Raw genomic sequence first — 23,906 nt, 5'->3', positions numbered from 1 at the left:
GTTTCTCCCGTTCCTTCGGATGATTCGACCCTAGCCGCGGCATCCGACACGGGAACTCCGTCGAGTCGGACCGGTCAGCGCCACCAGGTGTCGTCCGGCGTCACCGGGAGGTGCCGCTTGTGCTGCGTCGCGAGGTACCGGGACTCGATGCGCCCGGCGACCTCCGGATCGACGTCCTCACCCTCGAGGAACGCGTCGATCTGCTCGTAGGTGAGGCCCAGCTCGTCCTCGTCCGCGCGTCCGGGCTGCCCGTCGAGCAGGTCTGCCGTCGGCACCTTGTACGCGAGTCGTTCCGGCGCGTCGAGATGCAGGAGCAGGGAACGCCCCTGCCGCTTGGTCAGGCCCGAGAGCGGCAGGATGTCGGCCGCACCATCGCCGAACTTCGTGTAGAAACCCGTGACGGCCTCCGCCGCATGGTCGGTGCCGATCACGAGCAGTCCGTCATGACCAGCGAGGGCGTACTGGGTCACCATGCGCAGACGCGCCTTGATGTTCCCGCGGTTGAAATCGGTGATGTCGCTCGTGACGGCGAACTCGATGTCGGCCTCGACGCCGTCGACTCCGTTCTGGATGTTCACCTCGACCGATGCGTCGGGCTCGATGAATGCCAGTGCGGCCGCCGCGTCGTCAGCGTCGTGCTGCACCCGGTACGGGAGCCGGACGGCGAGGAACTTCGCCTCGCCTCCCTCTGCTCGCACGCGCTCGACCGCGAGCTGAGCGAGCCTGCCCGCCAGAGTGGAATCCTGACCTCCCGAGATGCCGAGGACGAAACCCTTGGCCCCGGTCGTGCGCAGATAGTCGACGAGGAACTGCACGCGGCGTTCGACTTCGGCCTCCGGGTCGATCTCGGACTGCACGCCGAGGGCTTCTGCGATCTGCTTCTGCAGGGTCATGGCGGTCCTCCGGTCTTGTCGACATCAGTATCCTCCCCCAGTGTTACACCGGAATGACCCGCGGGGCGCGGAGCCGCGGCGAGCCGTGCACGGGCGATGGGAGAATGGAGGGGTGAGACTCCTCGTCGCCGCGATGGCATCCGAACTCGAAGCGTTCCCCGACGAACTCGAAGGGTTCGATCAGCTCGTCACCGGCGAGGGCAAGATGCAGGCGACCTACGCACTGACGCGAGCACTGTCCGCGAAGGATTACGAGGAGATCGTGGTCGTCGGCACCGCCGGCGGCATCGACCCGGAGCTGGACACCGTGGTGCACGAGATCGGCAGCGCGCTGCAGCACGACGTCTTCGATCTCGAGGGTGTCGCCGGACAGCACGTGTCCCTCCCCGCTCGCGTGTCGACGGGCCGCGAGGGCGTGCTCATCGCGACGGGAGACAGCTTCGTCGGCGATGCGGGGATCACCGCGGTCATCCGCCCTTCCGGCGCCGGGCTCGTCGACATGGAGACGTACGCGTACATCTGGGTCGCTCAGCAGTTCGACGTGCCGATCCGCGCGTTCAGAGCGATCTCGGACCGCGCCGAGGACGGAGCGCTCGTCGACTTCCGCGCCGCGATCGCCCGCTGCAGCGTGATGCTGCGCGAGACGATCCGCCAGGAGTACGGCGTCTGACGCTCAGCGCGTCTCGATCACGCTCGGACCGTTCGGCGTGGCGCGCACGGACAGCTGAGCCGGGATCTGCTCCTGCATCGCTTCGACGTGACTGATGACGCCGACGGTTCGGCCGCCCTGACGCAGCTCGTCGAGCGTGCGCATGGCGACGTCGAGCGTATCGCCGTCGAGTGATCCGAAGCCCTCGTCGATGAAGAGGGTGTCGAGACGGATGCCGCCGGCTCGCGCGGTGACGACCTCGGCGAGCCCGAGTGCGAGCGCGAGCGAGCTCAGGAACGTCTCGCCACCGGAGAGCGACTGCGCGGGACGGGTCTGACCCGTGTAGGCGTCGAACACGACGATGCCGAGGCCGGACGCGGCGCCCCGCGCGGCGAGCGCATCGGAGTGGCGCAGCTGGTACCGTCCGGTGGACATGTCGGCCAGGCGACGATTCGCCGCCTCGACGATCTCCTCGAGCTCGGCGGCCAGCACGAAGGTCTCGAGGGTCATCTTGCGGGTGTTCGCGCCGCGACCTGCCAACGCGTCGGCGAGCCCTCGCAGCACCTCGAAATCGGCGGCGCCCACGGCGCTCTCCGCGTGAGCCGCGGACGCGGAGCCGATGAGGGCTCCCAGCTGCTCGGCGAGCGCAGCGGCGCGCTCCGCGTCGGCCACGGCCGTCGACCACAGCGATCTCGCCTCGGCGGAACGCTGCTCGATCGGGTCGAGGTCGATCGGCTCCTCGGGCAGGGTCCGAAGTTCGAGGTCGAGGAGGATCGCCCGTTCCTTCTCACGCTCGACGGCGTGCTGGGAGACGCGTGATTCGAGCTCGGCCTGCACGAGAGGCGAGCGGAGCGCGGCCTCGGCGGCGCTCGCGTCGTCGAACGCGGAGGCGTCGAGCGCTGTGCTCAGTTCCTGGGCGGCCGATGCCGCGGCGTCAGCGCGTCGCGCTCGTTCGTCGGTCGCCTCGATGAGCGTGCGCGCATCGGTGACCTCGCGTTCCGCCGCGGCGATCCTCTCGGCGACCGAGGCGAAGGCTCCACGTGCGTCCTCCACCGCGGACGCCGCCTCAAGCTCCCGCTGCTCGACGATCGCGTGGGTCTCGCGTGCGGCCGCGAGCGCGGCGGCCGCCGATTCGCGCTCGCTCTGCAGTCCGGCGATGCGCGCCGACAGCTCGGCGGCGCGTCGGTCGAGGGCGGTCACCCGTTCGGCGGCGGCGAGACTCTGAGCATGCTCGTCTGTCGCCCGGGTCAGCTCGTCAGTCGCGGTGCGGACGTCTCTCCCGTCGGCGCGACTGCTCGCGGCCGCGACCTCGACGCGCAGCGACGCCACCTTCTCGGCGGCCGACCGCTCGATGTCGACGGCGTCGTCGCGTCGTGCCTCCGCGGCGACGATGTCGTCGGCCGACACCGGATCGATGTGTTCCGCCGGAGCAGGGTGCTCATGCGCACCGCACACCGGGCAGGCCTCGCCGTCGGTGAGAGCGCTCGCGAGCTCACCCGCGAACCCGTCGAGACGACGCTGCCGAAGGCGCGCGAGCTCCGTCTGCCTCTCCGCGAGCACCGAGCTGGCCGCGACCAGATCCTGCTCTGCGGCCGCGCTCTCCGCCTCCAGCCGCACCACGTCGTGCGCGGCTGCCACACGTCCCGTCGCTCCCTGCAGAGCCGCGGCGAGGTCGTCCGATCGGTCCGCGATGCGACGGAGAGCGTCGCGCTCGCGGGTCGTCTCATCGAGTCGGACCGGGAGGGTCTCGCCTTCTGCGTCGACCGCCGCGAGTCGATCCGCGGCGCCGGTGACGGCCTCCGCCGCCCGGTGCAGTTCGGACTCGCGCGCCGACGCCGACCGCTCGAGCTCGTCTGCGCGCCTCCAGGCCCCGGTCTCGCGGGTCCGCTCGGACGCCCACGAGGCGAGGTCGTCCGCGTCGACGGCATGAGCGTCCCAATCGCGCTGCGCTCGCTCTTCCTCCTCGACGGCCTGTACGAGCGCCGCGTCCGCGCGCGCCGCGGCCACGATCATCGTCCGCAAGGCCTCTGCTTCTCGCGCTCGCGACAGCTCCTCGCGCGCTGCGACGATCTGCGGCTCGACCTCCTCGAGGCGCGCGAGCGTCTGCCTGGCACGGTCGCGCTCCTGCTGAGCTCGGCGCTCCTCCCTGGCGGTACTCAGCGCCGCATCGGCCGCAGCCGACCGCGTCGCAGCATCCTCCCGCTCCGCGGCCCGACGCTCCGCGCGATAGTCCGCTCGTGCACGGGCGAGGGCCAGTTCGTCGAGCCGCTGCTCGGTCGTGAGCGCGGCGACCGGCATCGCTCCTTCGCCCCGCAGCGACCCGCCCTCGACGGCTTCGCGCTCCTCGTTCGCGAGGCCCCCGCTCATGACGAGCCGCTCGGCCTCGTCGAGTCGCGCCGCTACGACGGCGAGACCCGAGGCGAGCTCCTGTTCGGCGGCACGACGACGCTCGTCGAATCGTGCCTGCACGTCTTCGAAGCGCTCGGTGCCGAACAGCCTGCGCAGCAGTGCCTGGCGCTCGCGACTGCCTGCGAGCAGGAACTCCGAGAACCGGTTCTGGGCGAGGAGGATCACCTGCAGGAACTGCTCGCGGCTCAGCTGGAGGATCTCGTCGAGCTCGTACGCGGCCTCCCTCTCCCTGGCGGCAAGGCCGACCCACTCGCCGCCGACGAGCGCATCGAGCTGCACGGCGGCTGCCTGAACGGTCATGCCACCGCCGCGCTTCTTGGGCCTCTCGTACTCCGGCGAGCGCCGCACGCGATAGCGCCCGGCGGGCGTGCTGAACTCGACGAGGACCTCCGTGACGTCGTCTGGTTCGCAGTGGTCGCTGCGCAGGCGCTTGTCTCCGCTCTCGTAGCGGGGCACGCCGCCATAGAGCCCGAAGCACACGGCGTCGAGGATGCTCGACTTCCCGGCGCCGGTCCGACCCTCGATCAGGAAGATGCCGTCGTCGGCGAATGCGTCGAAATCGACGATCTGGCGTTCACGGAAGGGACCGAACCCTTCGACCTCGAGGCGATGGAGCTGCACCGGGACTCTCCGCCTCAGATCAGCGCGTCGGCGCGCACGCGGTCGTCGAGGACCTCGCGAATCAGCTCGCGCTCGCGATCCGTGGGGCCGTGTCCCGCCCGGACATGCTCGAGGAAGGCATCGATCCGCTCGACGTCGGATATCGCTCCGCGCAACCTGTCGACGTAGGTGCGCGGCGTCTGATCGCCGGCCACGGTCGGCTGGTGCTGGACCATCGCGCAGAACGGGAAGTGCTCGCGCAGACGACGCATCGGCTCGGTCTGCGCGACCGCGTCGGTGTAGACGGCGCAGACCCAGTGCTCGGCGTGCGCCTCGACGTTCGCTTCCGAAAGGATCTCGTCGAGTGTGCCGGTGATCGTGACCAGCGGACGCGGTACGGGAAGATCGACCCATTCGACCCCGACGAGGCCGTCGGCGTCGAGGTCGACGAGCCACGACCCGCGCGGTTTGCTCTGCTCGCCGAAGCTGTAGTGCAGCGGTGCTCCCGAATAGCGCACCCGCTCGCTGACCTGCTGGCGTCCGTGGATGTGACCGAGCGCCACGTAGTCGGGACCGTCGAACACCGCGAGTGGAACGACGTCGAGCCCGCCCTGGCGCACCTCGCGCTCGAGTCCGACGGTCGCGTCGACTCCCGCGGAGAAGCAGTGCGAGATCGCGACGGAGCGACCGGGGTGGTCCCGCATGCCACTGCGGACGAGGTCCATCGCGTGAGCGACGGTTTGCGCCTGCGTGCGCAGCTCGACATCCGGCCAGTGCTGACGCACGATGGCGGGCTCGAGGTACGGGATGCCGAAGAACCGCACCGGCCCGTGCTCGTCTTCCACGGTGATGGGCGTGCCGATCGCGCGCGGGTCGGTGAGCACATGGATGCCGTCGCGCAGCAGCCGCGCCTGGAAACCCAGTCGTGCGGCCGAGTCGTGGTTGCCGCTCGTGACGATCACGCGCGCGCCCGTCTCACTCAGGGCGACGAGCGCGTCGCTGAGCAGGGTGTAGGCCGCGCCGGCCGGGGTCGCGGAATCGAAGACGTCTCCCGCGATCACGACGACGTCGACCGCGTGGTCGCGCACCTGCTCCGTGAGCGCTCCGAGCACCTCGGCCAGTGCGTCCATGGTGGAGTTGCCATGGAAAGTGCGGCCGATGTGCCAGTCGGAGGTGTGCAGGATGCGCATACTCACACGGTACGAACCGCCACCGACATTCGCCCAGAGGCGTGCCGCCGAGCGCGCGGAACGGCCACGGTCCGACGCCCGACGGAGCAGAAGGTCCCCTGACCCACCCTCGTCACGATGGTCGGCACGCGGTGATGCGTGGTGCGCGATGCACGATCACCTGTGCGACGTGCAGGGCTGCGCGATGCGATGCACGGGCTGCCCTCCGCCCACAGGTGCCGGACTTGCCCCTCCGGCTGGGGATGTGCCCGCCCCGTCGTGACTACCGACTTCCGCTCTACTCCTCCAGGTCGCTGGTCCAGTTCGCCTGCTGGATCCGGTTGTCCAGCTCCCGCAGCTCGCGCGCGGTGTCGTCGGCACGGACCCGAAGTGTCGCGACGGGCAGTGCGGCGAGCTGGCGCAGTTCGGAGCGCATCTGCCGGAAACCCGGAGACGATGCGCCCGACGCGGCGGCTGCGGCATCCGTGAGGAGCGAGTGCTGCAGCCGCAGCACGTCGCGAGCGGCGAGTGCGTCGGTCATGGTGCCGTCCGCACCGAGGTCGAGGCGCGCGTTCGTGGCGTTGATGCGCCGGATCAGGTCGCGCAGCCGGTCGAGCGCCTCGTCTGCCTCGACGAGAAGAGCGGAGGCGTCCTCAGCCGGCTCCTCGCCCTCCTGGTATCGCGCATTGGCGGTGATGCGGGCGCGCAACTGCTCGATGCGGCGCTGCAGGTCGGCTCGGGCGGTGAGTGCCTCTGCGAGTCTCATGGCATCATCCTCGCGGGAGGCCGTCGCGTAACACGACGTCACACGACAGAACGGTCATCGCGAGCGCAGGAGCCCCGCGTGCTGAGGATGCGCGGAGAACCAGTCGGCGACGTACCAGCACACCGCATCGACCTTTCGATCACCCCGCGCCTCGATGTCGGCGACGGCACCCTCGACGACCGTCCCGGCGTAGCCGTGGCCCCGGAAAGTCGGGATCGTGAACGCTCTCGTGAGAGCGATGGTCCGGCCGTCGTCGCGGTAGTCGAGCACGCTCACGAGCTTTCCGTCGCGAGTCAGCGTGTACCGCGAGGCGTCCTTCTCATCGGTGAGGATGAATCCGGAGGCGAGTGTCGAGGTGGTCACCCGTCCACGTTACGCCCGCCGCGCCCATTGGTCGCCGTTTTGACACACGCGGACTTCTTCGGACATAATCCCTCCCATGACTACCAACGCAAGCCCTTTGTCCGCCCAGGAGGCGAACGGGACTGCCGGGATGATGATGCCCGGTCGCGTTGGCATGTGTTGCCGAATGTGTCGCTGAACGAACAGCCACTCCGTCTGACCTGACCCTTCGCGATCTGCGAGGTCCGGGTCTCCGAGCATCCACCCTTGCTCGCTCCCCCGGCTCGCCCGGTCATTCATGCAACGCATCAGAGCCTCCCGGCTCACGTCCTGAGGACTTCATCATCATGTCGAACACCGCACTTCTCGAGCGTCCCTCCACCGCAGCAGCCCCGGCACCCGCCGCGTCGGCACCGCTCGCCGCCGATCTTCCCGCCGTCCGCTCCCCGCGCGGCTTCGCGCTCTACGTCGGCCTCGACGAGATCAAGGCCGCCGAAGCCGGCGTCAGCCTCCCACTCCTCGTCGACGCCCTTCGCCGTACCCTCGCCGAGCTCGCGCCCGGCGCCGAGACGCACGCCACCGTCGCGCTCGCGCCGCACGGCTCGGGCGGACGCGATCTCGACGTCGTGCGCCTCGCGCTGCACGAACCCGGCGCGATCGCCCGCACCAAGGCGGCCGCCGAGGAGGAGACCACCGACGAAGAGGGCGGTGTCGTCGTCGACATCTCTCGCAAGCGCGTCCTGATCGACGGCGAGTCCGCCGCTTTCACCTACAAGGAGTTCGAGCTGCTGCAGTACCTCGTGCTCCGTGAGGGTCGCACGATCGAGCGCAGCGAGCTCGTGTCGGCTCTCTGGCAGGCGCAGGACGACGAAACGCCCGGCGAGCGCACCATCGACGTGCACGTGCGCCGTCTCCGCGCGAAGCTCGGCCGCTATGAGGACATCGTGCGCACGGTGCGCGGCATCGGCTACCGCTTCGATCGCCACGCCGACGTCGTCATCCGCTACGGCCACGGAACGCCGTCGCCCGACCGGTTCTGATCGGCACCCGCTCGCACCCGGGTGTCAGCCCTGCCGCGTAGGGTGGGCGCATGACCCTGACGCAGGATGCCGCAGCCGCCGAGCCGGCCGCTCACCCTCGTCGGGAATCGGTGTACCGACCCGGTCATCACGTCGACGTCCGACGCACGGTCGGCATGCTCCGTCGCGGCCCCGGCGATCCCACCATGGTGTTCGACGGCGCCGTCATCTGGCGCACCCTGCGCACGTCGCGCGGAGCGGCCACGCTCGCGCTCCGGGCCGTCGGCGACGAGATCAGGGCGAGCGCCTGGGGCGCCGGCGCAGGCGAGGCGCTCGACACCGTGCCTGCACTGTGCGGCGCACAGGACGACCCCTCGGGTTTCGACCCCTCCCACCATCCCCTGATCGCGGAGGTCGCGCGGCGGTCTCCGGGCATCCGCCTCGCCCGGACGAACGAGGTCTTCGACGCGCTGGCCTGCGCGATCCTCGAGCAGAAGGTCACCGGGCTGGAGGCCTTCCGAGCGTGGCGTCTGCTGGTGACGAAGTTCGGCCATCGAGCGCCGGGTCCCACTCCCCGCCCCATGTACGCCGCGCCCACGGCATCCGAATGGCACCGCATCCCCTCGTGGGACTGGCACCGTGCCGGTGTTCAGCCCCCGCAGTCCAAGACGATCGTGCGAGCTGCCGCGCGTGCCGATTCGCTCGCCCGCGCGTTCCGCGCCGCGACGACGGGCGACGACCGCGATCGTGTGCTCACGAGTCTCCCCGGCATCGGCGTGTGGACCTCCGCCGAGACCCGACTCCGCGCGCTGGGCGACCCCGACGCCGTGAGCGTCGGCGACTACCACCTCGCTCACGAGGTCGGGCACGCCCTCACGGGGCACCGCACCGACGACGACGGGATGCTGGAACTGCTCGCCCCCTGGGCGGGTCACCGGCAGCGTGTGATCCGCCTCATCTTCGCGAGCGGCGTCAGTGAGCCGCGCCGCGGCCCCCGGCTCACCCCGGCCGACCACCGTCGGCACTGACCGCGCGCAGGCCCCGTGGCGGCTCTAGGCTGAGACCATGTCACGCACCGCACTCCGCGTCTCCGTCACCGTCGGTCTGCTCGTCGCCGGCGTCGTGATCGGTCTCGTCTTCCAGAACGTGTGGCTCGGCATCCTGCTCGCTGCGATCGTCTGGCTGGGCTGGTTCCTCGGCTACGAGTCGCGACGCGGTCGTAACGCCGGTGTGAACGACGAGGACCACGGCATCGAGCTGTGACCCGACGGTCGCCGCTCTCAGTAGTAGACGGCGAGCGGACCGGACGGCCCGTCGATCACACGCACCGGAGTGTCGAACACCCGGGTGAGCACCTCGTCGGTCATGATCTCGGACGGCGTGCCGAACTCGACGACCTCCCCGTCCTTCATGGCGCAGATGCGGTCCGCGTAGTGCCCCGCGAAGTTGATGTCATGCAGCACGATGACGATCGTGCGCCGGAGTTCCTCGGCGGCACGGCGCAGATGCTTCATCATCTGCACCGCGTGCTTCATGTCGAGGTTGTTGAGCGGTTCGTCGAGCAGCACGAACTCCGTGTCCTGCGCGAGCACCATCGCGACATAGGCGCGCTGCCGCTGGCCGCCGGAGAGCTCGTCAAGGAAACGCTGTTCGAGATCGGTCAGCCCGAGGAAGTCGATCGCCTCCGAGATCCTGTCCTCGTCGACCTGAGTGAGTCGCCCGCCCGAGTGCGGAAAACGACCGAAACCGACGAGCTGGCGGACCGTGAGCCGGGTGACGAAGTGGTTCTCCTGCCGGAGGATCGAGACGATCTTCGCGACCTGCCTCGACGGCGCGCGATGGACGTCGACGCCCGCGATCTCCACCGTGCCCGCGTCCGGAGCGAGGAGCCGGCCCGCCATCGTGAGCAGGGTGGACTTGCCGGCACCGTTCGGACCGATCAACGCGACGATGCCGCCGGCCGGGAGATCGAGCGAGATGGGCCCGATCTCGGTGTCGCCGCTGTAGCGGTGGACGAGATCGCGGATGCGGATCACAGTCGCCCCTTTCGGAGGATGACGATCAGGAAGACGAGCCCGCCGATCAGCTCGACGATGATCGTCACGGCGCTGACCAGGGTGAAGACGTGCTTGAGCAGGAAGTAGGCCACGCCCAGCGCGACGTAGCCCAACAGCCACGCGACGGGGAGCAGCAGGCGGTGATCGTAGGTGTCGGCGATGGTGTAGGCGAGAGTGGCGACGAGGAATCCGAGGAACGTCATCGGACCGAACAACGAGGTGCTCATCGCGGACAGCACCGCGACGAGCGTGAGCACGAGCATGACCTGTCGCTTGTGATCCAGCCCGAGGTTGGTGCTGACGTCGCGGCCGAGCGCGATGAGATCGAGGCGTCGCGCGAGCATCCAGATCGCTCCGCCCGTGACAAGACAGACCGGGATGACGAACCACAGGAAGTCCGTGTTCGCGTTCGTGATGCTGCCGAACAGACGCGCCGCGAGCACGTCGAACTCGTTGGGGTCGAGCATCTGCTGCAGGAACGTCGAGAGAGCGCCCATGCCGGTGCCGAGGATGATGCCGATCAGCAGCATGACGTGCAGATTCCCGAAGCGTCCGGAGAGCAGCCAGGAATAGAGGAGGACGGCGAAGAGCACCATGAGGGCGGACTGCAGCAGGAACCGCGTGAAGGGATCGAACCCCGAGAGACCCGTGACGCCGAAGAAGAACACGATCGCGGTCTGGATGAGCACGTACAGCGACTCGAACCCCATGATCGACGGGGTGATGATGCGGTTGTTCGTGGCGGTCTGGAACGCGACGGTCGCGAAAGCCTGGCAGAAGGTGACGACCGCGACGACGAGCACACCCGAGACGCGCATCCGAGAGATCCGGAGCCACCGCCCGCTGAACGGCACGTACGGATTGTCCCAGCAGAGCAGCAGGGCAGTGACGACCACCGCCCCGACGATCAGCGCGGCGAGGACGAGCCGGTACCGCCGGCGATGAGCGGGATCCGCGAAGGATCCGGTCCGCCGCGAGAGCGGTCGGAGGCCGAGGTCAGCGGACACCGGTCCCCCTCCGCGCCCGCAGCAGCATGGCGATGAAGACGGCGGAGCCGACGACGCCCAGCACGAGCGAGATCGGCACCTCGAAGGGCATGATGATCGTGCGGCCGATGAGGTCGCAGACCGTCACGATCCAGATCCCGGTGAGGAAGACCCACGGGAGGTTCGAGCGCAGATCGTCTCCGCGCACCATCGCGACGAGGTTCGGGACGATGAGCCCGAGGAACGGCAGAGCGCCGATGATCACCGTCACGACACCGGTCGTCATCGCGACCAGCCCGACACCGAGCAGGACGACGCGCTCGTAGTGCAGGCCGACGTTCGTGGCGATGTCGCGCCCCAGACCGGCGACGGTGAAGCGATCCGCGGCGATCACGACGACGACGCAGACCCCGAGCACGATCCACAGCGGCTCGTAGCGGCCGATCTCGATGCCCGTGAAGCGACCCATGAACCACCCGCCGATCACCTGCAGGAGGTTGAAGCGCAGGGCGAGGAACGTCGAGACGGCGCTGACCACGGCGCCGAACATGATGCCGACGATCGGCACGATCAACGAGGACTTCAGCGTGACCCGACGCAGGAACGCGAAGAACACCAGCGTGCCGACGAACGCGAACACGATCGCGATCGCCATCTTCTCGATGACACCGGACGCCGGCAGCAGGATGTACGTGACGAGAAGACCGAGCCCCGCCCATTCGGTCGTGCCGACCGTGGTCGGCTCGACGAAGCGGTTCTGCGTCATGAGCTGCATCACGAGACCCGCCATCGCCATGCTCGCCCCCGCGAGGACGAGCGATACCGTCCGCGGCACACGGGTGATCCAGAGGAACTCCCGCCCCTCACCGTCGGGAGCCGTGATGTCGGCGACCCCGGTGAAGATCGAGATCGCGATGAGACCGAGGGTCAGCACTCCGGCGAGCAGGAGGGGCCAGGTGCGCGCCCATCGGGAGCGGGCACGCCGATGCGATGCGGTGCCGCCGGGGGCGTCGATGTTCGTGATGCGCCGAGGCGGCGGCTCGGCGGGGATCGTCGAGGTCACAGGTGTCTCCGTACGGGTGCGCGCCGCTGCCGCGTCCCCCGCAGACGAGTAGCGGCGCGCACGCGGCGTCAGCGCGTCAGGCGGACTCGAACAGCTCGGTGAGTCCGTTCAGGACCGCGGTGTACGCGAACACGTCCTCGGTCAGGTAGTAGTCGGCGGGCATCACGGTGATGGCCTCGTTCTGCACGGCCGGGACGCTCGCGAGCGCCGCCGAACCGGTGATGAGCTCGAGGGCGGGAACCACGGTCTGCCCCTCCTCCGACACGGCGGCGTCGCGGTCGAGCACGAGCAGGTAGTCGGCGTTCGCCTGGGCGAGTGCCTCGAGCGAGACGTTGTCGCCGGTGTGGTCCGTCGTGCCCTCGGCGTCGAGCGCAGGGGTCATCCCGACCAGATCGAAGAAGATGCTGGCACCGCGCCCGTCGGTCGGATTGGAGTAGTTGATCTCGCCGCCCGAGGTGACCAGGCCCATCACCGTCTTCTCGGGGTCGTAGGCGTCCTTGGCCTCGTCGAGCGCGGTGTGGAAGTCATCGACGAGGGCCTCGGCCTCCGCCTTCCTGTTGAAGACCTCGCCCATGAGGGTGATGCTCTCGACCACGAACTCGTCGGCCGACTGGTCCTCGGGGCCGGTCATGTCGAGGAATGCGGCGTCGGGTGCGGCGTCCTTCACGCCCTGCGCGTTCTCCTCGCTGCTGAACCGGTAGCCGTTGACGACCAGGTCGGGGTCGGCGGCGACGATCTGCTCGAAGTCCGGCTCGGTGTGCAGGCCGATGTTGAGGATCTCCGACGAGTCCTTGAGCGGGTTCTCGGGGCTGAACAGGTCGAGCGGCGCGACTGTGACGGGGAGGTCCCAATCGGCGGCGAGCTGGAAGAAGCGGTTGTCGGTGATCGCGACGCTGTCGGCGCTCTCGATCGTCACCTCGTTGCCTGCCATGTCGGTGACCGTGACCGGATAGTAGTCGTCGGCCGCCGACTCACCGGAGTCAGGGGCCTCTGCGGTGGCGGCGCAGCCGCCGAGGGCGAGCACGGCGGCAAGGCCGAATCCGACAGCGGTGAGCGTTCTGGGCATGGACATGGAGGGACTCCTGTTCTGCTGGGACATCGCGCTCTCGGCGCGGAACGGTCGGAGTTAGGCACACCTAACCCCGGTCCAATGTAGGTTAGCCTTACTTCATGAGCAACACGAAATCCGGCTTCTCGATCGAGCGTCGCGGACTAGACCTGCGGTTCCGCTCCGTCACCCTCTCGGCGCGGGAATGGCTCGCACCCGAGTTCGTGCGCGTACGCCTGACGGGCAGCGACCTCGCGGGCTTCGAGTCGCTCGGAGCCGATGACCACATGCGCCTGTTCTTCCCCGCCGGGCCCGTCGGATCGGTCGAGGAGATGCGCGCGGCGCCGAGTCGTGAGTACACTCCGTTGGCCTGGGGTTCCGATTGGCTCGACGTGGAGTTCGCGGTGCACGGCGACGCCGGGGTAGCGGCGCCATGGGCGGCGAACGCTCCCCTCGGGTCATCGATCGGCGTGGGCGGGCCGCGCGGCTCGGCCGTCATCACGGGCGAACCCGGGTCCTGGTTCCTCGTCGGCGATGAGACGGCCATCCCCGCGATCCGACGCTTCTCCGCGCTCATCCCCGCGGGTGCGCCGGCGCGGATCATCGTCGAGACCGTGTCGGCGGAGCACGAGGTCGACATCGACGCGCCCGTCGAGGTCGAGTGGCGGCACCGAGGCGATGCGCCATCCGGCTCCGCCCTGATCGCGCTCCTCGAGGGACTGACTCATGCGGACGCCGTCGGCGCCGACTCGTTCGTCTTCATCGCCGCCGAGCAGTCGGTCGTGAAGCCCGGCCGGGCTCTCCTGGAGCGGTGGGGCATCGACACCGGGAAGGCGGTCGTGAAGGGCTACTGGAAGCGCGGCGAAGCCGAGTATCACGCACCCCACTGACACCGGCGCGGCGCCCTGACAGACTGGGCGGATGGCTCTTCTCGATCACCTGGGCATCACCGTCGACGACCTCGAACGCGGACGGACGCAATTCCACCCCGTGCTCACCGCTCTCGGATACGTGAGCGGAGGGGAAGACGGCCACTCGATCTCCTGGAACAACGGGGACGAGACCGAGATCATCCTCTATGTCTGGGATGAGAACTCGGAGCCGCATCGGCACGGGCGCATCGGCTGGCAGCACATCGCCTTCGCCGTCGACTCGCGCGACGAGGTCGATCGTCTGCACGACATCGCCAAGGATGCCGGCTGGACCGTCGTCCGCGAGCCGAAGGAGTACCCGCGGTATTCGGCTCGCTATTACGCGTCTTTCGTCGAGGATGCCGACGGCATCCGCATCGAGTTCATGCACAACCCACCTCGGGAGAGCTGACGCGCCGACTCTCTCTGCACCGTACGAGGTTTCGGTGGCCTTTCCCCCCGTCGGTGGAATCCCGGAATCCGTTGTCGCGGACACGTGCCAGACTCGCCTGATCGATGCGACGATCGGGGGATGGGGTTCATGAACGATGCGCAGACCTGGACGATGATCGGCGTCGTCAGTGCCCTGCTGTTCGGCATGATCGGCGTCGTCTCAACCCTTTTCGTGAGAATCCTGCGCGCCGAGATCGGCGGACTCCGCGGCGAGATGAACGCCCAGATCGGCGGACTCCGGGGCGAGATGATCGCTCGTTTCGACGCCGTCGACAGCAAGTTCGACGCGGTCGACAGCAAGTTCGACGCTGTCGACAGCAGGTTCGACGCGATACACAGCCGCATCGATGCGATGAGCATTCGCATCGACGGACTCGATCGCGACGTGCAGGCGCTCGTGAAGCGCACCTTCGGCCTCGACCGCGAATGACGCCGGGGTCACGCCGACGCCGCTTGACGCCCGGGCGTGTCGTCCCCTACTGTGGCAAGGCTGTGCCGATCGGCCCAGCACACCAGCCGAGGAGACGACGGATGACCGCCCTGCGGAATCTTTCCATCGCAGCGGTGTCGATGTTTCAGCAGAAGCACGATGACCGCTACGAGTCGTACCCTCCGGCGCGCGCCGTGTGACAGCATCCGCTCTCGCAACGCCCCGCACCGTCAGGTCCGGGGCGTTTTCCGTACGGGAGACTCCCGACCTGTGGCTGGACATCACCACAAGGAAGGAATCATGGAGAGGCTCTCCGCACGGCTGCTGTCGTGGGCGTCTCTGATCGACGAGAAGACGCTCGATCAGGCGCACACCACGGCCCGCATGCCGTTCATCCACCCGCACCTGGCGCTGATGCCGGACGCACACCTCGGAAAGGGGGCGACGGTCGGCTCGGTCATCCCGACGCTCGGTGCGATCATCCCCGCCGCGGTCGGCGTCGACATCGGCTGCGGCATGATCGCCGTCCGCACCGCGTTCACGAGAAGCGACCTCGACGGCCGCGACCTCGCCGAACTGCGGGAGCAGATCGAACGCGCCATCCCGCTGTCCGCCGGTCGCTACAACCGCAAGATCGTCGCGACGGCGGAGCCCAGGATCGCCGAGCTCGAGCAGCTCGCCGAGGAGAACGGCTTCGACCCTGCGACGTACGCGGGGAACTGGCGACTGCAGCTGGGTACGCTCGGCTCGGGCAACCACTTCATCGAGGTGTCGGTGGATGAGCTCGACCGCGTGTGGCTGTTCCTGCACTCGGGGTCACGAGGCGTCGGGAACCGGATCGCCGGTCACCACATCGGCGTCGCACAGCGGCTCGCCAGGCAATGGTGGATCGACCTCCCCGACCCCGACCTGGCCTACCTCGTCGAGGGCACGCCCGAGTTCACCCGGTACATCCGGGAACTGCGGTGGGCCCAGCGCTTCGCCCTGCTGAACCGGGAGGAGATGATGGACCGCGTCATCCGTCAGGTGTCGGAGTTCCTCGGCTCGCCGGTGGAGGAGCAGGAGCGGATCAACTGCCACCACAACTTCACCGAGTCGGAGAAGCACTACGGCAAGCAGGTCTGGGTGTCCCGGAAGGGAGCCATCCAGGCGGACGCCGGTCGGCCCGGGCTCATCCCCGGATCGATGGGAACCGCGTCGTACGTCGTCGAGGGGCTCGGGGATCCGCAGTCGCTGAACTCCTCCCCGCACGGCGCAGGCCGGGAGTACTCTCGGTCCGCGGCACGGCGCACGTTCTCCCTCGAGCAGCTGCGCGAGGCGATGACGGGCATCGAGTTCCGTGACACCGACGCGTTCGTCGACGAGATCCCGCAGGCCTACAAGCCGATCGACCGGGTGATGGCGGATGCCGCGAGCCTCGTGTCGATCCGGCACACGCTGCGGCAGCTCGTCAACGTGAAGGGCGACTGATAGGGGGTGGACGACGGGCGACGTCGTCCACCCCTCCTGCACACCTCGACTCCGTCGCGGGTTCTCCCCTCTTCGTGGAATCCCGGAATCCGTTGTCGCGCGACCGTGGCAGACTCGCTGCGTCGGTGCGACGATCGGAGGATGGGGTTCATGAACGATGCACAGACCTGGACGGTGATCGGCGTCATCTCGACGCTCTTGTTCAGCATGCTCGGCGTCGTCTCGACGCTGTTCGTCCGGATCCTGCGCACCGAGATCGGTGGACTCCGCGGCGAGATGGTGGCGGAGATCACTGGTCTGCGCGCCGAGACCACCGCCCGATTCGACGCCGTGAACAGTCGATTCGACTCGGTGGACAGCAAGTTCGACGTGGTGCACAGTCGCATCGACGCGATGAGCGCCCGCATCGACGGCCTGGACCGCGATGTGCAAGCGCTCGTGAAGCGCACCTTCGGCCTCGACCGCAAGTGACACGCGGCCCGCGAGGTCAGAGCACCGGCTCGACGGCCGCCTCGGCATCCGCCCGGTCGGTGAACGCCGTCTTCGGGACGAAGACGAGAAGGACCGCCGCGATCAGCGCGGTGACGCCGCAGACCACCCACACCGTGACATACCCCGCGAAAGAGCCGGCCGTGCCTTCCACGGCACCGGCCGCCCCGTTCAGCAGAGCGATGCCGAACACGCACGACGCGATCGCGCCGCCCACCGTCTTGACCGAGTTCGTGAGCCCCGTCGCGACGCCGGTCTGCGTCGCGGGAGCAGCCGATGCCGCGGCAGCAGGAAGGGCCGCGACCAGCGCACCGGATCCGAGACCCACCACCACCATGTTCGTGATGACCTGGGCATAGGCATGGTGGAAGGGCAGGAAGAGCAGGAATCCGACGCCGACGAGCACCGAGGCCCCCATCAGCGTGACCCTTGGCGTGAGAGCCCGGGCGATCACCGGGAACAGGAGGGCGCCGACGATCATGCCGATCAGATAGATGCCGATGATCAGGGAGGTGGCGAATCCGGTGGTTCCGAGGCCGTAGCCGTACATCTCCGGATCGGTGCGCGCGAACGTCGACAGCGGTGCCTGGGCGCCCAGCACGCTGACGCCGAAGAGTCCTGCGGTGAGGAACACCGGTCCGAGAGCCGGGGAGCGGAACATGCGCACGTCGATCAGCGGGTCGTCGTTGCGCAGCTCCCACAGCACGAACGGGACCACGAGCAGGATGCCGAGCAGCACGACGCCCCACGACAGCGGGTTGACAAGCCCACCCTCGAGGCGGAGGAGGCTGAGACCGCCCGTGAAGCAGATGAGGGCCAGCGAGATGAGGATCACGCCGACGGTGTCGAAGACGCCGCCGACCGGCTCCGGCGACTCGGTCACACCGAACAGGATCACGAAGAAGCAGACGACGATCAGCAGGGCGGGGATGAGCAGCACGACGGTGAGCGGCAGCACGTCGATGAGCGCTCCGCCGGCGAGGGCTCCGATGATCGCGCCGCCTTCGAGAGCGGCGACGAGCAGACCTGCGGCCTTCGCCGTGATGGAGGCCCGGCCCTCCAGGTGCCTTGATCGCGACCAGATCAGCGCGATCTCGAGCGGCAGCCACACGACGTAGAAGCCCATCAGAGTCCAGCCGATGAGAAAGAGGGCGAAGGAGTCGGTGAACGGCAGCACCAGCGCGGCGGCGGCGGTCAGCGCGGTGGAGATGAGGAGCATCCGCTTGTGGCCGACCATGTCGCCGAGCTTTGCGAACGCCGGAACGACGAGCGCCGACAGCATCAGCTGTGTGCCCTCGAGCCAGTTGACGTCGGCGTCGTGGATGCCGAGGTGGCGCGCGATGTCGCTGAGCATGGGCGTGTAGTACCCCTGCAGCACACCGCTCGTGAACTCGACGAACGCCAGGAAGCCGACGACGGCGGCGAGAGTGCCAAGGGTGCGGGTGCGCGTCATCGCGACTCCTCGGTGACAAGGCGGGACCGGTCGGGGCGGCGACCGGGAACGGGTGAGATCACCCTAGCCGTTCGAGCAGCGCGCGATGGAAGCGCTCGCCGCGCTCGAGAGCCGCGATCTCGACGTGCTCGTCGACCCCGTGGATCGATGCCCGCTGCGCGTTCGACATCTCCAGCGGAGCGAAACGATAGACGGCCGGGGCGAAGCGGTGGAAGTGCCGGGAGTCGGTAGCCGCCATCATCACGTACGGCACTGCGGGGATGCCGGGGTGGGACACGGCGAGCGCGTCGGCGAGCAGAGCGAACTGCTCGGTGTCGACCGACGATTCCGGGGAGGGCTCGCTGGCGTCGACGACCGTCACCGTGACGAGCGGATCACGGATGCGCCGTCGCACCCGCAGCACGGTCTGCTGCGTCGTCTCCCCCAGCGCGATGCGCAGGTTCACCGTTGCCGACGCCTGTGAGGGCAGGACGTTCGCGGCCGTGCCGCCGGACTGCATCGTGGGAGCGACCGTGGTGCGCACGAGCGCCGCAGCCTCGCCGCCGAGCGCCGCGAACACCCGTCCCGTGAGCCAGGGCGCGGCTCCCAGCAGCCGCAGCAGGTGACGGGCTGCGCCCGGCGTCTCGGCGGCGAAGCGCGTCAGCATGCGGGCGACGGCCGTCGAGACCCGAGGCCGGAAGGTCGTCGGCCCGAGGCGGTCCACCGCTCGCGCGACGCGGCGCACGGCCGTCAGGCTGGGCGGGGCCGAGGCGTGGCCGCCGTCGCCGCGGGCCGACAGTGTGAGGGTCATGACCCCCTTCTCGCCGACGCCGATCATCGCGGCTCGGCCGGGCACGAAGGGCAGCGGGGCGTCGACGACAGCTCCGCCCTCATCGACGACGAGCCACGGAACGATGCCGCGGTCGCGGAGCACGCGGGCGATCTCCTCGGCGGCACGGCCGAACGTCTCCTCATTACCCCCGAACGAGAGGTACACGTCGCGCGCCGGGGAGAACCCGCCCGCCAGGAGGTTCTCGACCGCTTCGAGCACGACTATGAGCGGGCCCTTGTCGTCGAGCGCTCCGCGACCGTACACGATTCCATCGGAGACGACCCCGGCGAAGGGCGGATGGGTCCAGTCGTCGCTCTCGTCGACCGGAACGACGTCGTAGTGCGCCATCAGCACCACCGGATCTGCCGTTCGACCCGCGCGGCCCCGCCAGTGGAAGAGGAGGCCGAAGTCCGTGTGCCGCTCGAGAGCCAGCGCCTCGTGCGTCAGCGGGTAGAGCTCTCGGAGGAGGGCGAGGAAGTCCTCGAAGGGCTGCATCCCGCGCTGATCGAGCTCGGCCGACACCGTGGGGAGCTGGATCATCCGCGAGAGGCGGTCGGCGATTCCGGGGCGGGGATCTGTCACGAGGGCCATGGTATCGGCGGAGGCATCTCACGGAACGCGAGAGAATCGAGGGGTGAGCCTGTTCGCCTTCGCCCCGTCCCGCGGCCCGCGATGGCCCCTCGCCACACAGGCCGCGCTGGGGATTGCCGCACCGATCGCGATCATGACCCTGCTCGGTCAGCCTTCGCTCGGGTACATCGCGGCGTCCGGAGCCTTCACGGTGCTGTTCGCCGGCTCGGCGCCGACGGTCGATCGGGCGCGCGTGCTGCCGTTCGTCGCCACCGGCCTCATCGCCAGTGCCGCGCTCGGCGTCGCGGTGTCGGGCAGCCCGTGGCTCGTCAGCGTCGGCGTCGTCGTCGTCGCGATCGTCAGCGCCGCACTGTCGTTCGGCTTCCGCCTGGGGCCGCCAGGGCCGCTGTTCTTCGTGCTCGTATTCGGGCTATCCGCCCACATCGCCGCGAGTTCGCCGGTGGCGCCACTCGTCTACCTCGGCGCTCTCGCCGGCGGGTGCGTGTTCTCGTACGCGGTGGCGATGGCACCGCTCCTGCTCCCCCGCCCGCGGTCCGTCGCCGCGCGTCCGCTCGGCGAACTGCTCCCAGGGCCGTCGCTCGACGCCGACTCCCGCCTGCTGCTCCTCCGCGTCGCCATCGTGGCGGTGCTGGGCGTGCTGCTCGGTCTCGTCGTCGACCCGGCCCGCACCTACTGGATCGTCGGGTCGGCGGTGGCGGTCATCGGCATCGCCGCAGCCCGCCGTGCGGCCGTGCAGCGGGGTCTGCACCGGATGCTGGGAACGGTCGTCGGCGCGGGTGTGTACGCACTGCTGGCGCTCCTGCATCCGACCGGGCTGTGGCTGGCACTGCTGCTCGGCGCCCTGCAGTTCGCGATCGAGCTCGTCGTCGTGCGTCACTACGCGCTCGCACTCGTCTTCATCACCCCGCTCGTGCTCCTCCTCACCGGGGCTGCCACGGGCGACATCGGCTCGATGGACGTGGCGGGCGAGCGCATCGTCGACACCGTGGTCGGGGCAGCTCTCGGCGCCGCGTCCGGTCTCCTCCATCCGCGCTCCCCCGCCGAGGCGTGACCCGTTCGGGAACAGCCGCGGGCGGCATCCCGTTCTCCCCTGTGTGAGAGGACGACGATCATGGAGCTGACCCTGGTGACCTCGGCGTTCTGCGGCGCCTGCGCGAGAACGCGTTCCGTATTGGCCGAGGCGACCCGATATCTCCCCGATGCCACCGTCACCGAGATCGATGTCGCGCGCGACCCGGACGCCGCCGAGGCCCTCGAGATCCGATCCACTCCGACCGTCATCATCCGCGACGCCACGGGTGCTGCGGTGTTCCGCGCCGAAGGCGTTCCGACGGTGCCGCAGGTGCTGACGGCGGCCGTGAAGGCTCTGCCTTCCTGAGACTCCTTGTGCAGGCAGCGCGCCCGACGCACAATGATCGTGCGACAGGGCCGCGTCGGCCCCGCATCACACACCCGGGAGCAGTCATGGCGAACCTGAATCCGTATCTCTCGTTCCGCACCGAGGCGCGGCAGGCGATGGAGTTCTACCGGGACGTGCTCGGGGGTGACCTCGAGATCACCACCTTCGGGGAGTTCCCCGACATGGTGCAGGATCCGGACCAGGGGGACCTCGTGATGCACGCGCAGCTCACGACCGACGACGGCCTCGTGCTCATGGCATCGGACACCCCGAACGGGATGACGTACGAGGCTCCGGCAGGCATCTCGGTGTCGCTGAGCGGCAACACGCAGGCGCGCACGCAGGAGGTGTGGGACGCGCTGTCCGCGGGGGCGACGGTCACCATGCCGCTCGATACGCCGCCTTGGGGCGGTACCTTCGGGATGCTCGTCGACCGCTTCGGCATCGCGTGGATGCTGCACGGCGACCCCGAGTGACCGGAGCGCCGCACGCGGTCAGTGCAGCGCGTTCTCCTGGATGAACGCCCGGAGTGCCTGCTCGTCGTCGGCCATCTCGGTCACCTGCTGCGGAGCGTCGAGCATGGCGCGGAGCTCGTCGGAGTAGTCCAGCTCGATGCCGATCGCCTCGCGGATCGTGGCGGCGAACTTCTGCGGCTTCGCCGTCTCGAGCACGAGCATGGGCACCCCCGGCTCGAGGTACTCACGAGCGACCTTCACGCCGTCGGCCGTGTGCGGGTCGATGACGTCGTCCGACGCCTCGTAGACGGAGCGGATCGTGTCGAGGCGATCGTCGTGCGTCGAGGTGCCGCTGACGATGCCGTACTCGTCGACGAAGCGGGCGAGGTCCGCCGTGAAGTCGAAGTGACCCTGCGTGTCGAGGTCGTTCCACGCGCTCACCACACGGGCGGCGTCGCGGCCGACGAGCTCGAAGATGAATCGCTCGAGGTTCGAGGCCTTCGAGATGTCCATCGACGGGCTCGAGGTCGCGAGCGTCTGCGCGGCGCTGCGAGGGCGGTAGACGCCCGTGCGGAAGAACTCGTCGAGCACGTTGTTCTCGTTCGCCGCCAGCACGAGGCGACGGATTGGGAGCCCCATCTCCTTGGCGAAGAATCCGGAGAGGATGTTGCCGAAGTTGCCGGACGGAACGGTGAAGGAGACCTCGGTCCAGCCCCCGGCATCCGTCGCACGCAACCACGCCCAGAAGTAGTAGACGACCTGCGCGGTGATGCGAGCGAGGTTGATCGAGTTCACCGCGCCGAGGTGCTGCGACCGTTTGAAGTCGAGGTCTCCGGCGAGCGCCTTGACGAGGTTCTGGCAGTCGTCGAAGACGCCGTCGATCGCGATGTTGTGGATGTTGTCGTCGTCGAGGGAGAACATCTGCGCTCGCTGGAACGTGCTCATGCGCCCCTGCGGCGACAGCATGAAGACCGAGATGCGGTCCTTGCCCCGCAGCGCGTGCTCGGCGGCCGAGCCGGTGTCTCCCGAGGTCGCCCCGAGGACGTTGAGGACCTGGCCCCTCTGCTCCAGCGCGTACTCGACCACCTGACCGAGGAACTGCATCGCGAGATCCTTGAACGCCAGAGTCGGTCCCTCCGAGAGCCCGACCAGGGTGAGACCCCCGTCGATCTCGCGGAGCGGCACGACCTCCTCGGGGAACGGCGCGTAGGCCGCGGCCGTCATCCGGGCGAGGTCCTCGCGCGGGATGTCGGTGGCGAACAGGCCGAGCACCTCGGTGGCCAGTTGCGGATAGGTGAGCGCGCGCCAGCGCTCCAGGGTCTCCCCGTCGACCGTCGGCATGACCTCGGGCACGGCGAGACCGCCGTCGGGGGCGAGGCCTTCGAGCAGCGTCTCGCAGTACGGCAGCGGCGTCATGCCGCCTCGGGTGGAGATGTACTGCACGGGAGCTCCTCGGTTCGGAATCGGCACGGGATCTCCATTGTCGCAGGTGCGCCGTCGGTGGTTTCACGATCGTCGCGAACCGCTCAGGGCTCGCCAGAGTCCGACCCACTCCTCGGCCCGGAGATCGCGCGGCAGGCGCCGCGAGGCGGCGCCCGCTTCGCGCAGGGCCGCTCGCGCGCGCGCAGCGCCGACGTGCGTCGCCGCGGAGACCATGGCGGTCAAGCTCGCGCCGCGCGCGGTGAAGACGGCGCGGACGAACGCCTCGTACGCGCGACGGTCGCGTGGCGACACGAGCGGCTCGTCGCGGCGCGCGATCGTGAGCAGACCGCCGTCGACGCTCGGCTGAGGCGTGAAGGCCCATGCCGGCACCCGCCCCTCCAGGGCGGCCGTGAACCACGGTGCGACCTGCGCGGTCATCATCGTGCCGCCGCCGACGCCCGCGCGCTTGCGCGCCACCTCCCACTGCGTGAGCAGCACGGCGTGCGTCCAACGGTGCGACGACAGCATCCGCCGCAGGATCGGGGTGGTCAAGTGGAACGGGATGTTGCCGACGACGACGTCCGCGTTGAGAGGATGCCGCAGCGCGTCGCCTGCGCGGACGGTCACGCGCGGCAGAGCGGCGTCGAGACGCTTGGCACGGTGCTCGTCGAGTTCGAGCGCGGTGAGCGGCCTACCCAGACGCGCCAGCGGTCTCGTGAGCGCGCCGTCGCCGGCTCCGAGTTCGAGGATCGATCCCGAGGTCGCGCCGACGAGGGAGACGATCCGGTCGACGGTGGGCGTGTGGGTGAGGAAGTTCTGGCCGAGCTCGTGGCGGCCGCCATGGTGTGAACGAGGCATGAGTGCGCTCCGGAAGAGTGATCGGAGCACCTCTGAGGAGGGTGGACGCGATGCGTCGAGAGACAGCCCGTCCCGAGGTGCGATGACATCTCGGTGGACGGCGCGCTGATGCGTGCGAGTGCGAGCGCGCCGTCAGGGGCGGCGGTCGCGGAACACGGCGATG

25 protein-coding genes are annotated in these 23,906 nt (G+C 69.2%); 12 read left to right on the top strand and 13 right to left on the bottom strand.

The features are described from left to right. Positions 1 to 74: 74 nt before the first annotated feature. Positions 75 to 893 carry an ammonia-dependent NAD(+) synthetase gene (nadE, locus tag M3195_RS15940; RefSeq protein ID WP_251589032.1) on the bottom strand — a complete coding sequence of 273 codons (819 nt, stop codon included), beginning with the start codon at positions 891 to 893 and terminating at the stop codon, positions 75 to 77. A 112-nt stretch (positions 894 to 1,005) separates the two neighbouring features. Between nadE and M3195_RS15935 the strand changes: the two genes are divergently transcribed. After that, entirely contained in the window at positions 1,006 to 1,563 is a 558-nt protein-coding gene (locus M3195_RS15935) for a phosphorylase family protein (protein ID WP_251589031.1), read from the top strand. A gap of 3 nt (positions 1,564 to 1,566) precedes the next feature. On the opposite strand, the gene M3195_RS15930 is transcribed toward M3195_RS15935, so the two are convergent. From M3195_RS15930 to M3195_RS15915, 4 genes are all read right to left on the bottom strand, one after another. Continuing rightward, positions 1,567 to 4,572, bottom strand: coding sequence for an AAA family ATPase (locus M3195_RS15930; RefSeq protein WP_251589030.1), 3,006 nt, complete (start codon positions 4,570 to 4,572; stop codon positions 1,567 to 1,569). A gap of 14 nt (positions 4,573 to 4,586) precedes the next feature. After that, on the bottom strand, positions 4,587 to 5,741 hold the full coding sequence (locus M3195_RS15925; RefSeq protein ID WP_251589029.1) for an exonuclease SbcCD subunit D: 1,155 nt from the start codon (positions 5,739 to 5,741) through the stop codon (positions 4,587 to 4,589). Positions 5,742 to 6,018: 277 nt separating this feature from the next. Then, positions 6,019 to 6,486 (bottom strand): DIP1984 family protein, encoded by a 468-nt coding sequence (locus tag M3195_RS15920; protein ID WP_251589028.1) that lies wholly within the window; start codon positions 6,484 to 6,486, stop codon positions 6,019 to 6,021. A 54-nt stretch (positions 6,487 to 6,540) separates the two neighbouring features. After that, complete coding sequence (locus M3195_RS15915) at positions 6,541 to 6,849, bottom strand: GNAT family N-acetyltransferase (RefSeq protein WP_251589027.1); 309 nt, start codon at positions 6,847 to 6,849, stop codon at positions 6,541 to 6,543. A gap of 326 nt (positions 6,850 to 7,175) precedes the next feature. Here M3195_RS15915 and M3195_RS15910 point away from each other — a divergent pair, with 326 nt between their 5' ends. From M3195_RS15910 to M3195_RS15900, 3 genes are read left to right on the top strand one after another with little or no spacing between them, the layout of a single operon-like run. Then, on the top strand, positions 7,176 to 7,868 hold the full coding sequence (locus M3195_RS15910; protein ID WP_251589026.1) for a winged helix-turn-helix domain-containing protein: 693 nt from the start codon (positions 7,176 to 7,178) through the stop codon (positions 7,866 to 7,868). A gap of 50 nt (positions 7,869 to 7,918) precedes the next feature. Then, the gene (locus tag M3195_RS15905; protein WP_251589024.1) at positions 7,919 to 8,875 is read left to right on the top strand and encodes a DNA-3-methyladenine glycosylase family protein; all 957 of its coding nucleotides are present in this window, start codon (positions 7,919 to 7,921) and stop codon (positions 8,873 to 8,875) included. 37 nt (positions 8,876 to 8,912) lie between these two features. Then, the gene (locus M3195_RS15900) at positions 8,913 to 9,110 is read left to right on the top strand and encodes a hypothetical protein (RefSeq protein ID WP_251589022.1); all 198 of its coding nucleotides are present in this window, start codon (positions 8,913 to 8,915) and stop codon (positions 9,108 to 9,110) included. A 17-nt stretch (positions 9,111 to 9,127) separates the two neighbouring features. On the opposite strand, the gene M3195_RS15895 is transcribed toward M3195_RS15900, so the two are convergent. The 4 genes from M3195_RS15895 to M3195_RS15880 all read right to left on the bottom strand — a co-directional run bounded on the left by M3195_RS15895 (position 9,128) and on the right by M3195_RS15880 (position 13,025). Beyond that, positions 9,128 to 9,883 (bottom strand): iron ABC transporter ATP-binding protein, encoded by a 756-nt coding sequence (locus M3195_RS15895; RefSeq protein WP_251589020.1) that lies wholly within the window; start codon positions 9,881 to 9,883, stop codon positions 9,128 to 9,130. Beyond that, entirely contained in the window at positions 9,880 to 10,911 is a 1,032-nt protein-coding gene (locus M3195_RS15890) for an iron chelate uptake ABC transporter family permease subunit (protein WP_251589018.1), read from the bottom strand. Before M3195_RS15890 ends, M3195_RS15895 begins: the two co-directional genes overlap by 4 nt. After that, entirely contained in the window at positions 10,901 to 11,953 is a 1,053-nt protein-coding gene (locus M3195_RS15885) for an ABC transporter permease (RefSeq protein WP_374209336.1), read from the bottom strand. Before M3195_RS15885 ends, M3195_RS15890 begins: the two co-directional genes overlap by 11 nt. 76 nt (positions 11,954 to 12,029) lie before the next feature. Then, positions 12,030 to 13,025, bottom strand: coding sequence for an ABC transporter substrate-binding protein (locus M3195_RS15880; protein WP_251589016.1), 996 nt, complete (start codon positions 13,023 to 13,025; stop codon positions 12,030 to 12,032). Between the two features lie 98 nt (positions 13,026 to 13,123). On the opposite strand from M3195_RS15880, the gene M3195_RS15875 reads away from it, so the two are divergent. From M3195_RS15875 to M3195_RS15855, 5 genes are all read left to right on the top strand, one after another. Then, the gene (locus M3195_RS15875; RefSeq protein ID WP_251589014.1) at positions 13,124 to 13,891 is read left to right on the top strand and encodes a siderophore-interacting protein; all 768 of its coding nucleotides are present in this window, start codon (positions 13,124 to 13,126) and stop codon (positions 13,889 to 13,891) included. Between the two features lie 31 nt (positions 13,892 to 13,922). Beyond that, complete coding sequence (locus M3195_RS15870; RefSeq protein ID WP_251589013.1) at positions 13,923 to 14,324, top strand: VOC family protein; 402 nt, start codon at positions 13,923 to 13,925, stop codon at positions 14,322 to 14,324. Positions 14,325 to 14,453: 129 nt separating this feature from the next. Continuing rightward, complete coding sequence (locus M3195_RS15865) at positions 14,454 to 14,795, top strand: hypothetical protein (protein WP_251589012.1); 342 nt, start codon at positions 14,454 to 14,456, stop codon at positions 14,793 to 14,795. A 300-nt stretch (positions 14,796 to 15,095) separates the two neighbouring features. Further along, a complete protein-coding gene (locus tag M3195_RS15860; protein WP_251589011.1) occupies positions 15,096 to 16,265 on the top strand; it encodes an RtcB family protein in 1,170 nt (389 codons plus the stop codon). A 150-nt stretch (positions 16,266 to 16,415) separates the two neighbouring features. After that, positions 16,416 to 16,736 (top strand): hypothetical protein, encoded by a 321-nt coding sequence (locus tag M3195_RS15855; protein WP_251589007.1) that lies wholly within the window; start codon positions 16,416 to 16,418, stop codon positions 16,734 to 16,736. A 16-nt stretch (positions 16,737 to 16,752) separates the two neighbouring features. Here the strand turns inward: M3195_RS15855 and M3195_RS15850 are convergent, their stop codons facing one another. Continuing rightward, complete coding sequence (locus M3195_RS15850) at positions 16,753 to 18,207, bottom strand: MFS transporter (protein WP_251589005.1); 1,455 nt, start codon at positions 18,205 to 18,207, stop codon at positions 16,753 to 16,755. A 58-nt stretch (positions 18,208 to 18,265) separates the two neighbouring features. Next, positions 18,266 to 19,609 (bottom strand): M20/M25/M40 family metallo-hydrolase, encoded by a 1,344-nt coding sequence (locus M3195_RS15845; RefSeq protein WP_251589003.1) that lies wholly within the window; start codon positions 19,607 to 19,609, stop codon positions 18,266 to 18,268. A 43-nt stretch (positions 19,610 to 19,652) separates the two neighbouring features. Here M3195_RS15845 and M3195_RS15840 point away from each other — a divergent pair, with 43 nt between their 5' ends. The 3 genes from M3195_RS15840 to M3195_RS15830 all read left to right on the top strand — a co-directional run bounded on the left by M3195_RS15840 (position 19,653) and on the right by M3195_RS15830 (position 21,484). Further along, positions 19,653 to 20,660, top strand: coding sequence for an FUSC family protein (locus M3195_RS15840; RefSeq protein ID WP_251589001.1), 1,008 nt, complete (start codon positions 19,653 to 19,655; stop codon positions 20,658 to 20,660). A 60-nt stretch (positions 20,661 to 20,720) separates the two neighbouring features. Beyond that, entirely contained in the window at positions 20,721 to 20,987 is a 267-nt protein-coding gene (locus tag M3195_RS15835) for a glutaredoxin family protein (protein WP_251588999.1), read from the top strand. Between the two features lie 86 nt (positions 20,988 to 21,073). Next, positions 21,074 to 21,484 carry a VOC family protein gene (locus M3195_RS15830; RefSeq protein ID WP_251588998.1) on the top strand — a complete coding sequence of 137 codons (411 nt, stop codon included), beginning with the start codon at positions 21,074 to 21,076 and terminating at the stop codon, positions 21,482 to 21,484. Between the two features lie 18 nt (positions 21,485 to 21,502). Here the strand turns inward: M3195_RS15830 and thrC are convergent, their stop codons facing one another. After that, positions 21,503 to 22,906 (bottom strand): threonine synthase, encoded by a 1,404-nt coding sequence (thrC, locus tag M3195_RS15825; protein WP_251588997.1) that lies wholly within the window; start codon positions 22,904 to 22,906, stop codon positions 21,503 to 21,505. A gap of 63 nt (positions 22,907 to 22,969) precedes the next feature. Next, a complete protein-coding gene (gene erm, locus M3195_RS15820) occupies positions 22,970 to 23,743 on the bottom strand; it encodes a 23S ribosomal RNA methyltransferase Erm (RefSeq protein WP_251588996.1) in 774 nt (257 codons plus the stop codon). Positions 23,744 to 23,906: the final 163 nt, after the last annotated feature.

It is taken from the genome of Microbacterium hydrocarbonoxydans (assembly GCF_023715885.1).
GTDB classification, from domain to species: domain Bacteria; phylum Actinomycetota; class Actinomycetes; order Actinomycetales; family Microbacteriaceae; genus Microbacterium; species Microbacterium hydrocarbonoxydans_C.
The sequence above is the reverse complement of the archived record's forward strand: the minus strand, read 5'-3'. Positions and strand labels throughout refer to the sequence as shown.